Raw genomic sequence first — 14,990 nt, forward strand, 5'->3', positions numbered from 1 at the left:
TGGACAGGGGATGGGAACATGAATGGAACGAAACGGCACAAGCGGGCATACCGCGCTTTTCCGATCGTCATCTGCATGCTGGCATACGTTTTGTTCGGGCTCCAGCCTGCCGCTATCGCCGCCGGGCAAGAAGCCAAGCTGCCGCAAGTCCGCATCGTTACGTCTGCCGCGCAGGCGCAAGTCGGGGACGTATTTGAGGTTGCCGTCTGGCTGCAAGGCTTTACCGGCGATTACGCCGACATTCAAGGCTATGAGGTGCATCTTGCGTTTGACGCTTCGCTTGTTCAGCCCGTTGCGGAGATCGGCGACCCCGCGCTAAAGCCGGCGGTCTTTCAGGCTGCGGCAGGCCCGATGACGCTGGTGAACAGCATCGATGCCGAATCCGGCACGGTAAAGGTTTCGCAAATTACGACGAAAAAAGGAAGCCTGTTGTTCGCGGGGTACGGCAAAATCGGAACGGTGACGTTTAAAGCGGCGTCGCCCGGCGTCGTCCGGTTCAGTCAAACCAAATCGATCGTCATCAAAGCGGACAACCCCGGCGTTAATGTCATACATACAATCAATTCGGCTTCGGTCGAAATCGTCCCGGCCGGAGGGGCCGCGGCGGGCGGAGCTGCGGAGACGCAGGAGCAAATCGGCGAAGCGCCGTCCGAATCCGGCTCCGGCGTCACGGACGAGCAGGCGCTGCAGGCGTTTAAAGATTACGGCGATGTGGCGGCGCTGAGCTGGGCGAAGGATGCGATCGGGGCATTCGCCCGATCAAAGGTGCTGCAAGGCAGCCCAAGCGGATATTTCGAGCCGCGCAGAAGCATGACCCGGGCCGAATTCGCCAAAACCGCCGTCGTTGCGCTCGGCCTCGATATGAAGCAACAGCTGAAGCCGACGTTCGCGGACGTGCCGAAGACGGCGTGGCATTACGATTATGTGGAGACGGCCGCGCAATACGGTCTCGTACAAGGGACGCCGCTTGGGGCGGCGAAATATTTCAAGCCTAACGATCCGATAACAAGAGCGGAGATCGCCGCGATTGTCGCCAGGGTGCTGCGCGAACTGGAAGGGGATGCGGCGGGCGAGACGGTGCGGCTGCCGTTCGCCGACGTGCCGGCCGCCCACTGGGCTTACGAGGATATACGGCTGCTGTACGGGCTTAAGCTGCTGGAAGGGAAGTCCGACCGGCAATTCGCGCCCGGCGACAAGGCCAGCCGCGCGGAAATGGCGGTGCTGCTCGATCGGGTGCTGACCCGTTTGAACGGCTGACGCAATAGCAAAAACCCGGCACCTTGGGATAAGGTGACCGGGTTTTTCCTTTGTCCGCCGGTGCCGGCGGACTTTTTGTAATAGGATACGAACGATTGGATAGATAAGATCATGCCGAATTATTTCATTTGCAGCATCATGGTCCATAGGGAAGCGTCCTCGTAGCCCAGCCGCCACGCCGCGACGCCCGCCAGATCGTATTTTTTGGCGATGTTGACCCGGGCCGCCGTCGTCTCCGGCGTTTCCGCCCAGAATTGGTACGTGTAGCCGTTCTGCTTATACGTATATTTCATCTGGCCGGATTCCGCGTCCTTGACGCCCGCAGCCCCCGTTTCCGAGATTAGCCGGCCGATGTCCTTCATATAAACGGCACGGCTGCCGACCAGCTTCCCGCTGCCGTCGAGCTGCCAGACCCGAACGTAGAACGGAATGCCGAGCATCAGCTTGCCGCGCGGAATGCCGTACGAGAGAAACTGCCGCACCCCTTCCTCGGTCCAGGCAAGCCCCGCTACGGAACCCGGTTCTTTGCTGCCCGTCCAATGCTCGTCATAGGCCATTATAATCATCGTGTCCACGACGTTCGCAAGCGCGGCGTGATCGTAGGCGGTAAGATGATTCCATTTGACGTCGCCGCGGGGAAGGTCGATCGAGAGCTTCATTCCTTTCGCATGTACGGCCGAGGCAAGCGCCGTAACGAATTTCGTAAATGCAGACCTGTCGTCCTTGCTCACGTTTTCGAAATCGAGATTGACGCCGGATACGTTCAGCTCCGCCAGCTTGCCTACGAGACCCGATATAAACGTTTTCTGGGCGGCGTCGCTCGCGAGAAACCGCGTCGTCAATTGTTGGTCGAACTGATTGTGAACGAGCGGCATGACCTCGATGCCGGCTTCGGCAAGCGTCCGGACGACGGACGCGTCGGAAGTGTCCTTCAGCGTGCCGCCGTCGTCCGCCAGCTCGAACCAGGTCGGCGAATCGACGGACAGTCCTTGCGTATTGGCGACTTGGCCCAGCACGTCCGCGCTTGTCGTTTCGCCGTTCCATGCCAGGTAGACGAGCCTTTTGGCGTTGCTCCACAGCGTTCTTCCGTCGGCGTTTTTGACGGCGCTGCCGGCATAACCTTTGGCATAGCGGACAGCGGCCGTTACCGTATGGAACGACTTGAGCTTTTTGTCGCCTTGATATACCGTCAAATACGGCACGCTTGTCCACCAGGTTTCCCCGTTATAGACGACGCTTGCGTTCGCGTAGCCTTTGGCGAACTGAACGGCCTTGCTGAGGCTTATGAAAGACCCGAGCGTTGTGCCGCTCTGCAGCACTTCGTACGCGCGGACGTTCGAATGAACGACGGCTCCCGTCGAGGTATTCACGACATTCGTGTCGCCAAGCGCCGCCGACGCTTGGATCGCGTCGTATAGATAGCCGTAAGTTCGATCGGAGGCGCTCGTGCCGTCCGGCGAAACGATCGCGTATATCGCTTTGCCGGCCCGCTGGGTAGCTTCCTGCAAAGCGTTCAAGTTATCCCATGCCCATGTGTTCGACGACAGCTCGATAATGTGGGCGTTCGCCCATTTTTTCGCTTCTTTTTTCGCGGCGTCCAGCGTTGCAAACGTCCAGCCGCTTTTTGTTTTCTCCCCTTGGAACAGTCTGTAATTCGCATAAGACTGATACACCCAGCCCGGCTGCTCCAGATCGCGAATATGTACGTTGTTCAATTGCTTGGCCGCTGCAAGCGCTTCCGCGTACGTGCGAAATTCCCACCCTGCCTTCGACATGCCGCCTTGGTAGATTTTGAAGCGGGGGAAGTTGTCCCACATCCAGGCGCGGTCGGCGATTTTCTCGACATGGCTGTAAGCGAACCGTTTCGCGTAAGCTACGGCCTGCTTTTCTGTCGCAAACTCCCGCAGCGGCTTGTCGTTTTGGTAGACGCGGTAGTTGGTCATCGCAGCCGCTGCGGCCGCGGCGGGAGCGGTACCCGCGATCGTTCCGGCAAGCGGCAAGGCGATAAGCACCGAAAGCCAGATCTTCAGTTGTCGCAGCATAATCGTTCTATCACTCTCCTACTTTCGATTCAATCGTTAGACGCGGTTAATAGAGAGAGGTTGCGATATATTCGACAAATTCCCTTCAAAACTCGCATTTGCCCCGGCTTCGGATAGTTCGGAGCGCAATGGATAAAAATAAAGGAAAAGAATAACAATACAGGAAACGAGCTGCGAATCCCTCGGGTAAAAGGAGCTGATTTCGCATGAAAAGAGCAATGTCCAAGGAATTGCTGGACGAAGGCGAGATCGATCTGCAGGAGCTGGAGAGGAGCCTTCGGGAAGTGTGGCATGTCAACCGATATTTGGGGGGCAACCCCGCATTGTTTCGGCATTTGGGCAAAATGCTCGCCGATCCCCGGGCGGCGGACCGGGGCGGAATCCGGCTGCTGGACGTCGCCGCGGGTATCGGCGACATTCCTCTTGCGCTGCTGCGGTGGCGGAAGATGAACGGTCTTGACGTCACCATCTCCTGCATCGACATCCATCCGGGGATGGTTGAGCTGGCGGCCAGACGGACCGCTTCTTCTGACAAGATTACGGCAATGGTGGCCGACGCGACGGCAATGCCGTTCGAAGACGACAGCTTCGATATCGCCTTTTGCAATTTGGCTCTGCATCATATGGACGAGGAGCAGGCGGTTCAACTGATCCGCGAGCTGGATCGGGTATCGCGCATCGGCTGGGTCGTGACCGATCTCGAGCGAAGAAGGCTGGCGTATTGGTCCGCCATGCTTCTTGCAGGCGTCGTATGGCGCAGTCCCGTTACGAAGCACGATGGCCCGTTGTCGGTTCGGCGCTCTTATACGGCTGCCGAAGCAAGGGAGCTGCTGAACCGCGCGGGAATCGAAGGAGCCGTCGTACGGCGGCATTTTCCGTTCCGTCTGGCACTGGTCCGCCATGGATGACGTGGTCGTCATCGGAGCCGGTCCCGCCGGCAGCGTCGTCGCGAGGCTGCTTGCGCTTCGCGGATTGAAAGTCCGCCTGCTGGAACGAGCGGCGTTCCCGAAGCGGAAGCCTTGCGGCGAATCGCTTAATCCGGGCGCGGTAGCTGCTCTGGCGCGGGTCGGAACGCCGGCGGAAAGCTTGCTGGCGGACGGCGCGGGGGAGCTTGACGGCGGAATCGTTCGCGGCTGGCGGCTCGCGAATAACCGATTGCGGCTTGAAGCTTCTTACCCTCCGGGGCGGTACGGCATCGGCTGCCGGCGGGAGCTGCTGGACGAGAGGCTTGTCCGCGAAGCTTGCCGGGCGGGCGTCCTTTTGGACGAACATATGCATGTCGAAGGCATCGTATGGAACGAGCTGGGGCATGCCGCCGGCGTTTACGGCCGATCGGCCGCGACCGGCAAGCCGTTCCGCCTTCCGGCGCGGCTTGTCGTCGGCGCAGACGGCCTTCGCTCCGCCATTGCGCGAAGCGCGGGATTGGCAAGCCGGCCGGGACGGCTTCGGAAAGCGGCGTTCACCGCGCGTCTTATCGGGGTGGAAGCGCTGGAGGATGCGGTCGAGCTCCATACGGAGCCGGACCTTGTCGTCGGCGTGGCGCCGCTTGGCGGAGGGCTGGCGAACTTGACGCTTGCGCTGCAGGGCGCGGCCGCCGCATCGGCGGCAAAGGACAAAGCCGGCTTCATGCTGGAAGCGGCCCGCCGCCAGCCTTGGCTGGCGGAACGGCTGGCCGGAGCGGCGCTCGCCGGCGAGGTTCTGGCAAGCGGGCCGTTCGACCGGCCCGTGCGGGCTGCGGCGCTGCCGGGGCTTGTCCTTGTCGGCGACGCCGCCGGCTATTACGACCCGCTGACGGGCCAAGGCATTTACCGCGCGATTCGAAGCGCGGAATTGGCGGCCCCGCGGGTCGCGGAATCGCTGGCAAGCGGCAGCTTCCGGCCGCTTGCGCAATACGAGCGGGAGCGGCGGAAAGAATTCGCTCCCGGCGTGCGGCTCCAGCGGCTCATCGAATGGAGCAGCCGCCAGCCGCCGGTCTGGAACGCGGCGCTGCGCGGACTAAGCGCTTCGCCGCGGCTTAAGGAAGCGCTGGCCGGACGGATCGGTGACTGCCGGGTACCGTAAACCAATAAGGAGGGAGGCTTTGCATGTACACCTATAACGAGGAATGGTTCGACTGTACGCCTCAAGCGGCTTTTGAGCTGGCGAACCAGGTGGAGCTATGGCCGAAGCGGCTGTCTCATTACCGGACGATCCGCTTTCGGGAAGGCAGCAGCAACGCGATGGGAGGCATTGTCGAGATGGCGGCCGTCCGTTCGTTTCGCCGTCTTCATTGGCCCGTCCGGTGGGTCAGCGATATGAAAGCGGATCCGGCCGCGCTTCTTATTCAGTACAGGCATGTGGAAGGCGTCACTAGAGGGATGGACGTGGAATGGCGCTTCGAAGCTTGGGGCGCCGGAACGAAGGTCAGCATCGTGCACCGCTGGGACAAGCCGCCGATCGGGAGAAGGCTGGCGGCGGATCGGATCGGGAAGCATTTCGTGCATTTTATTGCCGGCCAAACCTTGCAAGGGTTGAAAACAGCCGCGGAATCAACAATCAGTCGGGAGGCGGGTTATACGCGATGGGCGAGCATCGGGCAGTTGTAACAGGCATTGGGGCCGTTACGCCGATCGGAATCGGCGTTGAGCAAATGTGGGAGGGCGTGCGCAGAGGACAAAGCGCGGTGAAGCCGATCAGCCGCTTCGAGCCGGTCGGGCTGAGAAGCAGAATCGCGGCTCAGATCGAAAGCTTCGACCCGCTCCACTATATCCATAAAAAAAGGGCTCATCGCATGGACCGTTATTCGCAGCTTGCCGTTTCCGCCGGCATGCTGGCGATGCGGGACGCGGCTCTTCAGCCGTCGTCGCTGGAGCCGGAGCGCGTCGGCATCTTTATGGGCAGCGCCCTGGGCGGCATTTCCTTCGCCGAGGAGCAATGCGGCAACTATTACAGCGGCGGCTACCGGTCCGTTTCGCCGACGCTTGGCTTCTCCGTGTTCGGCGGGGCCGCTTCCTGCAATATGGCGATGGAATTCGGGTTTACCGGTCCGAACGAGACGAACGCGATGTCTTGCGCTTCCGGAGCCGTCGCCATCGGAAGAGGGATGCAGGCGATTCGGCGGGGCGAAGCGGACGTCGTGATCGCCGGCGGGGCGGAGGCGCCTCTTGCGCCGCTGTCCTTCGGCGCCTTCGATATGCTGCGGGCGATGTCGACCCGCAACGATACGCCGTCAAGCGCCAGCCGGCCGTTTGACCGGAACCGCGACGGCTTTGTGATGGGAGAGGGCGCGGCCGTGCTTGTCATCGAATCCGAGAGCCACGCCAAAGCGCGGGGAGCGCGCATATACGGCGAAATCGCCGGATTCGGCTTGACGAACGACGCGTTCCATATGAGCGCGCCGCTCCCGACCGGAGCAGAGGCCGCGCGGGCGATCCGGCTGGCGCTTGCGTCGGCGGACATGTCTGCCGACGATATCGGGTACATTAACGCTCACGGCTCGTCCACCTTGTTGAACGACGTGACCGAATCGCAAGTGATCCGTTCGGTATTCGGCGAACGGCCGGTGGCGGTCAGCGGCACGAAGGGGCTTTACGGCCATCCGTTAGGGGCTTCGGGGGCGATTGAAGCCGCGATTACGCTGCTGTCGCTGGCGGAAGGCTGGCTGCCGCCCACAACCAATTTGACCGAGCCGGACCCGGAGGCGGCGATCGATCTCGTAGCCGGCAAGCCGCGCCACGTCAAAGCCGAAGCCGCCGTCTCGAACTCGTACGGCTTCGGCGGCGTCAACGCCGTGCTTGTCATCCGGCGGGCATAGCTGAAAATTAACCCCGAAACCGCGTCGGCTACCGCCCTCCCGCCAAGACGGATGTGCCGGCGGTGTTCAGCCCTTTAAGCTTTAACGCCCCGAGCCGGACGTAAACGACACCTTCGAATTCGAACAAGTCAACGCCCGTATAGTAGCGGTTTGACGCATGAAGGACAACGGGATTCCGTCCCGGTAGACGGAACGTCCACGATTGACCGTCCACGGCATAATGGCCGAGAAACGTCGAAACCGTAGAAGTACCTATACTCTCGCCGCTGCCATAACGGCATAAAAATACACCCCTTGAAATTCACCGGGTCTGCATATCCGATGTTTATTCCAAGGGGTGCATTCTATGACTTTGCGCGATTAATCCCGAATATCCGCCCAAAAATCGTCTTCCGCGTCGATCGTAATATCGGAAGGAAATACGCGCCGATTGTAATGCTTGTACATGTACTGCACGATCGCTTCGATCAGGTTCGCTTCGATTAAATATTGGCTGCGTCCCCCGACCCACACTTCGGCGGTAAAGCCGTATTCCTCTTCCCAGGAAAGCTGGACTTCGACATCCGTAGGCTTGACGCCTTTGCGGTCGGCCATATGAAGGCAGACCGCGTTAATGATCTCGTCCGTGTAAATCCGCATTAGTAAGGTCTCCGCGTATCCGGCGTGCGCTTGTTGCGGAAGTATACGTAAATGGCGCGGATAATCATAATGACGGCCAGTATCGCGATGACGTTGATGAGCAGTCCCATCATTTGGCCGAAGAATCCGGTTCCGAACATGCTGCCGAACAGAAGGCCGGCCAAACCGCCGAACAGCATCCCTTTCATGAAGCTGCCGCCGAAACCGCTCGTTTTGGGCGCCGTCGCCCCGCCGGTTGTCGTTTTCGTTCCGGTGTTCGTTTGCGCTGCGCCGCTATCCGATTTGCTCGGCGTTTGCGTAAAGCTTTGCTTCGGCGACTTCAGGCTGCCCCGAGGTTTAGCGTCAACCGCTTGTCCGAACCCCAATGTCAGGAAAAGCGTAAAGGCCATCATGATCATAATCCCTTTTTTCATGCGTTTCGACTCCTTTGTCTGTTGTCATGCTAAAGTTGCTTTATATAGAGGTTTACGTCTATGATGGATGGAGGTTTCATTTTTCATGAGAAAAACTTCTATCGAAGTCCTTCGAGGATGCGCGACCGCGTTTCAGCGGTCGTTGTTATCTCCAATCAGTAGTGAGTTTTCGAGTCCGATAACTTATACTTTCTGATTGGTTAACAATATGTTTGCCGTCAGCTGGGAGGAGCAATGTAAATGACCCCGGAATATCCTGCCTCTTATATTGCATATTTGGTCGAATTTCATGCTACCCGCGATTATTTTGAATGCCATGAACTATTGGAGGAATATTGGAAAGAGCATCCGCACGACGGTCTTGGGGCGCTGTGGGTCGGTCTGATTCAAGTCGCGGTCGGCAGCTATCACGAACGGCGGGGCAACCGGCGAGGCGCCCTCATGATGTATAAGCAGGCACTTAGCCGCCTGACGCATGCGCTTCTCGAAAAAGCCGGTCTGCAAGGGGAGACGATTACGGCGGAGCTTGCGGCTAGGGCGGACAGGCTGTCGGCAGGCGAGAGCGGGACGTTTGCCGATATGAATCTGGCGATAGCCGACGAACGGCTGCTTCGGTTGTGCCTCAAGCTCTGCGAGGAGCGGGGCGTTGTCTGGGGACAGCCAAGCGATATGGGGGACGAGCAGCTCGTCCATCGCCATACGCTTCGCGATCGAAGCGGCGTCATTGCCGCGAGGGCGCAAGCGGCCGCACAAAGAAAAAGACCGGAATAAGCGCGTTCCGGTCTTTTTTGTGCTGTTGTGGATGCTATTGCTGTCCGGCCTCTTCCCCGTAGCCTGAAGTCACAAGCTCCAGTTCGCCGGTTTCGGGATGGATCACAAGCCCGTGAACCGGAATGCCCGGAGGAAGAAGAGGATGGTTGCGGACAATGCTTACGCTGTTTTCGACGCTTTTGCGGACGTCTTGAATGCCGGCGAGCCAGCGCATCATATCGATGCCCGAATGCTGCAGCGTCGCAATGGTGTCTTCCGACACGCCGCGCTTGATCATATTGCCGACGACGCGTTCGGGGTCAAGGCCGCTCATTCCGCAGCCGTGGTGGCCGATGATAAACACCTCATAGGCTTGCAGCTCGTAAATCGCGACAAGCACGCTTCGCATAATGTTGCCGAACGGCTGCGTAATGATGCCGCCTGCGTTTTTAATGATTTTGGCGTCGCCGTTGCCGATATTCATCGCCCGATGCAGCAGCTCGGTCAGACGGGTGTCCATGCAGGTGACGATGACCATTTTGCGATCCGGGAACTTGTCCGTCAAATATTGCTCGTATTTCTTGCCTTCGACGAATTCGCGGTTATGTTTTAAAATTTGATCCAAGTTACGCATGATAAAACCTTCTTTCCTTAGGATAAAAATGATATCGAAGCCTTTAAACTTCAATAAAAACAGCCTAACCCGAAGAGGCTGCGGCTGGTTGAACAAGTTTTACGTTCGTGGAATAAATTTGCCCGTCGCTCGTCAGCGTAAAGCTGCCGCCTGCCGGATCGAAGCCGATTCTCATGTTCGGCTCGTAATAGATTTCGTGCCGCGGCTCGTACAAGAAATCAAACGGTTCTCCGGAAGCGATCCGGTCGTCCGGGCCGCTTTCGCGAACCAAATGCAGGGCGGGAACGCCGCTTACGACGCAGCCGCATCCTTCCGTATCGTGAACAAATTTGAGCCGCAGTTTCCCGTCTGCCAAATAAGGCCGCAGCTTGTCCGCGGCGGCTTCCGAAAATTGAATGTGCATACCGGCCTCCGCTTTCCCATGTTGTGCAGAATCGTTCCTAAACGCTCGGCCGCGGCAAAGCCGTTGATCGAGCCGCCAAGCCGTTTTCGATTATATTGATTATACGAGCTTCAAGCGGTAATATCAAGATTGGAGGCCGATAGAAGGTCTTAAATCGAATGGAGAGGCGGGATTAATATGACCACGTCCGTGCAGGCGCTGCCGGGATTTAAGGAAACGGTTCGCAAAATTAAAAGCTACGAAGAAGCGCTCGGCGTATTGTATTGGGATTTGCGCACGGGAGCTCCGCGGGGAGGGGTGGATGCCCGTTCGGAGGCTATCGGCGTGTTGTCGGCCGAGATGTTCCGTTTGACGACTTCGGAGGAGCTTGGCGAGCAGTTGAAGGAGCTGGAGCGACCGGAATCGCTGGCTCAGCTGTCGGAGATCGACCGCCGGCTGGTCGAGGAGCGGCGCAAGGAGTATGACCGCTATGTGAAGATCCCGCCGAAGCTGTACCAGGAATACGTCGTGCTGACGTCGCAAGCCGAATCGAAGTGGGAAGAGTCGAAGGAAAACGACGATTTTGCCGGGTTCGAGCCGTATTTGGATAAAATTATCGCCTATCAGCAGCAATTTGTCGATTTGCTTGGTGCGAAGGAAACCCGTTACGATACGCTGCTCGATCTGTATGAGCCGGGGATGACGACGTCGGAGCTCGACCGGGTATTCGGGGAGCTTCGCGGGGAGCTCGTGCCTCTAGCCGCGGCGATCGCCGAATCGGCGAATAAGCCGGACAGGTCGTTCCTGAAACAGAAGTTTCCGATTGAAGCCCAGAGACGTCTTGGCGATTACATATTGAAGGAAATGGGATTCAGTTTCGAGAAAGGGCGCATCGACGAAAGCGTGCACCCGTTCGCCACCGGCCTGAACCCGGGCGACGTTCGCATCACAACCCATTATTACGAGGACGACGTAACGAACGCCTTGTTCAGCTCGTTGCACGAGGGCGGCCATGCCCTGTACGAGCAGAACATCATGAGCGAGCTGACCGGCACGACGTTATGCCAGGGCACGTCGATGGGCATTCACGAGTCGCAATCGCGCTTCTGGGAAAATATGATCGGACGAAGCAAGCCGTTCTGGACACGTTATTACCGCGAGCTGCAATCGTTTTTCCCGGGGCAGCTGAATGTTCCGGCGGACGATTTCTACCGGGCGATCAACGTCGTGGAGCCCTCCTTGATTCGCATCGATGCGGATGAGCTGACTTACAACCTTCATATTATCATCCGTTACGAAATCGAAAAAATGATTTTCAACGAAGGCGTAAAAGCGTCGGAGCTGCCGGCGATCTGGAACGACAAATATAAGCAGTATCTCGGCATCGTGCCGCCGAATAACGCAAAAGGCGTGCTGCAGGACGTTCATTGGTCCGGCGGGATGTTCGGCTACTTCCCGTCCTATTCGCTGGGCAACATGTACGCCGCCCAGTTCGCGGACATGATGGAGCGGGAGCTTCCGGACATGTGGCGGCTGGTGGAAGAAGGCAGCTTGCTCCCGATCAAGGAGTGGCTGACCGGGAAAATTTACAAGTACGGCAAGTCGAAAACGCCTTCCGAGCTTATCGAGGGCGTGACGGGCAAGCCGCTTGACCCGCAATATCTCGTTCGTTATTTGAAAGGAAAGTATACGGAAATTTATAAGCTGTAAACCTGAAAATACGCGGGCCGGCGCCGATGACGCCAGCCCGCGTATTTGTAGCTCGCTCATCTTCGAAAGACTTCGGCAGAAGTTTATCTCATTGTTCCGGCGGGAGCGGCATATTGCGGTGCGTTCCGTTTGGCTGCGCTTCCTTGCGGAAATCGCTTGGAGACATGCCGGTCCAGCGCTTGAACTGGCGGCTGAAATGGGCAATATCGCGATATCCGAGAAGGGTGGCGATCGCCTGCACCGAATATTTCGGATCCGCCAGCAGCAGCTTTGATTCATGGAGCGTAATCTCCGACCAGTAGGAACGGGGAGACTTCCCGTATACTTCGCGGAATACCCGATTGCAGTAAGAGACGCTAATGCCGAGCTGAGCTGCGATATCGCCGATGCCCATTCGTTCCTCCTCGAATTTTCCGTGGCGGAACGTTTGGCTCGCGACCGCCTGCAGCCGTCCCGCGATTTCGTGCGCCAGCTCGACTTTGCCGTACGTTTGCGTGGAGAGATGCATCGTTTCTTCGGAAATGGCATCCCACAGCTGCGCGAACAGCTCGAATACGGTCGCCTGCAGCCTCATTCGGCCCGCCATTCCGGCATAAGCGTCGGCGTCCTGCTCCAGAAGCTTGCGGAGAACGGGCCGAATTTTGCGGGTTACGGCCGAGGATTCCGAAAATAGAACCTGTTCCATGCGGCCGAGCAAGGAGAGGAAAAGCCGGTCGTCCAGGTCGAAATGGATGCAGAAATAATCGAACGGCTTATAGTCGCCGCTTTTGCTGGAGTGCACGTCGCCCGGACGCAGCAGAATGAGGTCTCCGGCGCGCTGTTCGTATTCTTTCCCGTTCACCGTCATCAGCTGCCGCCCGTGCAGCACGTAGTTGATTTCGTATTGAGGATGATGGTGGGAAGGATAAAACCAATCGCCTGGCACCCTTCGTTGGTGAATGCCGAACAGGTTCAACGTCGTCTTGACGTCGGGAAACATTCTCTCGTTGCCGCGGGATCGGCCGTCGGACCGGCTGCAAGCCGTGTTCATTCCGAATCTCTCCTTTTGCCTGTTTGCGAAGCCGTCTTTTATAATCGCAGGAGGCTTTGAATCGTTTCGGCTTGAGTATACCGTATTAGGCGCGAAAAGGGTAAATATTCGTCTCTTTTGGAAATAGCCCGCTTCCGGATGCCGTGATAGTATGAAGCTATCAGACGGAAGAAAGGGGTTTCACTATGGCCGTTCGCAATATTTTTTATAATGCGCATCATGCGCCGATCGGAGCTTTCGCCAGTTTTACGCTTGGCTTTCGGGGAGCGAAAGGAGGACTGGGGCTTGAACTCGGCAAGCCGGCCGACCAGAATGTATATATCGGCCTGCAGTCGCGCGATGGAGAACGTTATGAGGCGCTCCCGTTTTACGGAGCCGCGGGCGACGATGCTTCCCGATACGATGTGGAAAAAAAGGATAAGAAACAAGCTTCGCGCCTCGTTTCCTTCGAGCTTGCTTCCATTTCGCGCGAGTTCCGCGCCGGCGTCGATTCCTGGAGCGCAGGCGATCTGACGTTTCGCATTTATTCGCCGGTCCGTCCGGTGCCGGATCCTGCGGCGGGCGACGATGAAGCGCTTAAAGCTGCGCTTGTGCCGGCGGTGCTTGCGGAGCTGACGGTCGACAATAGGGAAGGCGGCATAACGCGGCGCGCTTTCTTCGGGTATGAGGGCAACGACCCGTACAGCTCGATGAGGCGTCTCGGAGAAGCGGGAGAAGAACCGTTCGTCGGCATCGGCCAAGGCTTGAATACGGCGATCGTCGCGGCGAAGGGAAGCGCTGCGGCGGGCCAAGGCTTTTCGATCGAGAGGATTCTGGAACCGAAGCATCCGCAGAATGTGACGATGGGGCTTGGCGGTACGGCGGCGCTGCTTTTGGAGGTGCCTGCCGGAGAGAAGCGGACGTTCCGCTTCGCGATCGTATTCCACCGCAGCGGGATCGTAACGACCGGCATCGAAGCTTCTTATTACTATACGCGTTATTTTCCTCGCCTCGAAGACGCGGCGGAATACGCGCTTGCGAATTTCGCGGAGCTCGCCGCTTCCGCCGTAGCGGCGGATACGTGGACCGGAACCGGCAAGCTGTCCGACGATCAAGCGTTTATGCTCAGCCACGCGATTCAAAGCTATTATGGCAGCACGCAGCTGCTTGACGCCGGGGGAGAGCCGATCTGGATCGTAAACGAAGGCGAGTACCGGATGATGAACACGCTGGACCTGACCGCGGACCAACTGTTCTACGAGCTTCGGATGAACCCGTGGACAGTGCGCAACGAGCTGGAGCTCTTCCTGAAGCGCTATAGCTATACGGACAATGTGCGGTTTCCCGGAGAGACCCGCGAGTATCCGGGGGGATTGTCGTTCACGCATGACATGGGCGTTGCGAACTCGTTCTCGCGGCCCGGACATTCGGCCTACGAGCTGGCCGGGATCGACGGCTGCTTCTCCTACATGACCCATGAGGAGCTGGTCAACTGGCTGTGCTGCGCAACCGTCTATATCGAGCAGACGCAGGACCGCGATTTCCTGCGGCGCATGCTGCCGACGCTTCGCGACGGCTTCCAAAGCATGCTGAATCGGGATCATCCGAATCCGTCGGAGAGGAACGGCCTGATGGGACTTGACAGCAGCCGGACGGAAGGCGGAGCGGAAATTACGACGTATGACAGTCTCGACGTTTCGCTGGGACAATCGCGCAACAATATTTACATGGCGGGCAAATGCTGGGCGGTTTATGTCGCCCTCGAGAAGCTGTTTGCGGCCGAAGGGCTGCCGGAGCTTGCTGGCGAAGCCGGCTTGCAGTCGGAGCGCTGCGCGGCTTCGATTGCGGCGCAATTGAACGACAAGGGCTACATTCCGGCCGTTATCGGCGAGAATAACGATTCGCGCATCATTCCGGCGATTGAAGGGCTGATCTTCCCTTATTTTACCGGAAATCGGGAAGCGCTGGATCCGGAAGGCCGGTTCTCGGACTATTTGCAGGCGCTTCGTACCCACCTGGACACCGTGCTTGTTCCGGGAACCTGCCTGTTCGAGGACGGCGGCTGGAAGCTGTCGTCGACAAGCAACAATTCGTGGCTCAGCAAAATTTACCTCTGTCAATTCATCGCCAGAGCCATTATGGGCTTGCCGTGGGACGAGCGCGGGCGCGCGGCGGATGCCGCCCACGCGGCTTGGCTTACGCACCGGGAGCTGTCTTATTGGTGCTGGAGCGACCAGATTCTCAGCGGAGAAATTATCGGAAGCAAATATTATCCTCGCGGCGTTACGGCGATTTTGTGGCTGTACGAGAATGCCGGCTGAGGAAGGGACAGCAAACGGCAAAGGCCGTCCCCGAGGCGTT

The 14,990-nt window shown here is 58.4% G+C and carries 14 protein-coding genes; 8 read left to right on the forward strand and 6 right to left on the reverse strand.

Translation table 11 applies throughout. The features are described from left to right. The first annotated feature begins 18 nt into the window (after window positions 1-18). Entirely contained in the window at window positions 19-1,257 is a 1,239-nt protein-coding gene (locus tag ACFSW5_RS05130; RefSeq protein ID WP_379270337.1) for an S-layer homology domain-containing protein, read from the forward strand. Between the two features lie 119 nt (window positions 1,258-1,376). Here ACFSW5_RS05130 and ACFSW5_RS05135 read toward each other — a convergent pair whose 3' ends face one another. Beyond that, a complete protein-coding gene (locus ACFSW5_RS05135) occupies window positions 1,377-3,299 on the reverse strand; it encodes a glycosyl hydrolase family 18 protein (protein WP_379270338.1) in 1,923 nt (640 codons plus the stop codon). Between the two features lie 206 nt (window positions 3,300-3,505). On the opposite strand from ACFSW5_RS05135, the gene ACFSW5_RS05140 reads away from it, so the two are divergent. The 4 genes from ACFSW5_RS05140 to ACFSW5_RS05155 are packed head-to-tail and all read left to right on the forward strand — an operon-like array spanning window position 3,506 to window position 7,092. After that, on the forward strand, window positions 3,506-4,207 hold the full coding sequence (locus ACFSW5_RS05140; protein ID WP_379270339.1) for a methyltransferase domain-containing protein: 702 nt from the start codon (window positions 3,506-3,508) through the stop codon (window positions 4,205-4,207). Beyond that, entirely contained in the window at window positions 4,200-5,360 is a 1,161-nt protein-coding gene (locus tag ACFSW5_RS05145; protein ID WP_379270340.1) for an NAD(P)/FAD-dependent oxidoreductase, read from the forward strand. The genes ACFSW5_RS05140 and ACFSW5_RS05145 overlap by 8 nt, the downstream gene beginning before the upstream one ends. Before the next feature lie 23 nt (window positions 5,361-5,383). Continuing rightward, a complete protein-coding gene (locus ACFSW5_RS05150) occupies window positions 5,384-5,884 on the forward strand; it encodes a hypothetical protein (RefSeq protein ID WP_379270341.1) in 501 nt (166 codons plus the stop codon). Next, window positions 5,860-7,092: a beta-ketoacyl-[acyl-carrier-protein] synthase family protein gene (locus ACFSW5_RS05155; protein ID WP_379270342.1), complete on the forward strand. Its 1,233-nt coding sequence runs from the start codon at window positions 5,860-5,862 to the stop codon at window positions 7,090-7,092. Before ACFSW5_RS05150 ends, ACFSW5_RS05155 begins: the two co-directional genes overlap by 25 nt. 360 nt (window positions 7,093-7,452) lie before the next feature. Here ACFSW5_RS05155 and ACFSW5_RS05160 read toward each other — a convergent pair whose 3' ends face one another. Further along, entirely contained in the window at window positions 7,453-7,731 is a 279-nt protein-coding gene (locus ACFSW5_RS05160; protein WP_379270343.1) for a YxcD family protein, read from the reverse strand. After that, a complete protein-coding gene (locus ACFSW5_RS05165; RefSeq protein WP_379270344.1) occupies window positions 7,731-8,144 on the reverse strand; it encodes a hypothetical protein in 414 nt (137 codons plus the stop codon). The genes ACFSW5_RS05160 and ACFSW5_RS05165 overlap by 1 nt, the downstream gene beginning before the upstream one ends. A 240-nt stretch (window positions 8,145-8,384) precedes the next feature. On the opposite strand from ACFSW5_RS05165, the gene ACFSW5_RS05170 reads away from it, so the two are divergent. Next, entirely contained in the window at window positions 8,385-8,915 is a 531-nt protein-coding gene (locus ACFSW5_RS05170) for a DUF309 domain-containing protein (protein WP_379270345.1), read from the forward strand. Between the two features lie 34 nt (window positions 8,916-8,949). Here the strand turns inward: ACFSW5_RS05170 and ACFSW5_RS05175 are convergent, their stop codons facing one another. Together ACFSW5_RS05175 and ACFSW5_RS05180 are read right to left on the reverse strand one after the other, a co-directional pair. Further along, entirely contained in the window at window positions 8,950-9,528 is a 579-nt protein-coding gene (locus tag ACFSW5_RS05175; RefSeq protein WP_379270346.1) for a beta-class carbonic anhydrase, read from the reverse strand. Window positions 9,529-9,592: 64 nt separating this feature from the next. Then, a complete protein-coding gene (locus ACFSW5_RS05180) occupies window positions 9,593-9,931 on the reverse strand; it encodes an iron-sulfur cluster biosynthesis family protein (protein ID WP_379270347.1) in 339 nt (112 codons plus the stop codon). Between the two features lie 177 nt (window positions 9,932-10,108). On the opposite strand from ACFSW5_RS05180, the gene ACFSW5_RS05185 reads away from it, so the two are divergent. Then, entirely contained in the window at window positions 10,109-11,620 is a 1,512-nt protein-coding gene (locus ACFSW5_RS05185) for a carboxypeptidase M32 (RefSeq protein ID WP_379270348.1), read from the forward strand. Between the two features lie 88 nt (window positions 11,621-11,708). Here the strand turns inward: ACFSW5_RS05185 and ACFSW5_RS05190 are convergent, their stop codons facing one another. Next, window positions 11,709-12,650: a helix-turn-helix domain-containing protein gene (locus ACFSW5_RS05190; protein ID WP_379270349.1), complete on the reverse strand. Its 942-nt coding sequence runs from the start codon at window positions 12,648-12,650 to the stop codon at window positions 11,709-11,711. A 185-nt stretch (window positions 12,651-12,835) separates the two neighbouring features. On the opposite strand from ACFSW5_RS05190, the gene ACFSW5_RS05195 reads away from it, so the two are divergent. Next, a complete protein-coding gene (locus ACFSW5_RS05195) occupies window positions 12,836-14,950 on the forward strand; it encodes a glycoside hydrolase family 52 protein (protein ID WP_379270350.1) in 2,115 nt (704 codons plus the stop codon). The last annotated feature ends 40 nt before the right edge of the window (window positions 14,951-14,990 follow it).

It is taken from the genome of Paenibacillus thailandensis (assembly GCF_042685365.1).
Classification (GTDB): Bacteria; Bacillota; Bacilli; order Paenibacillales; family Paenibacillaceae; genus Paenibacillus_AP; species Paenibacillus_AP thailandensis.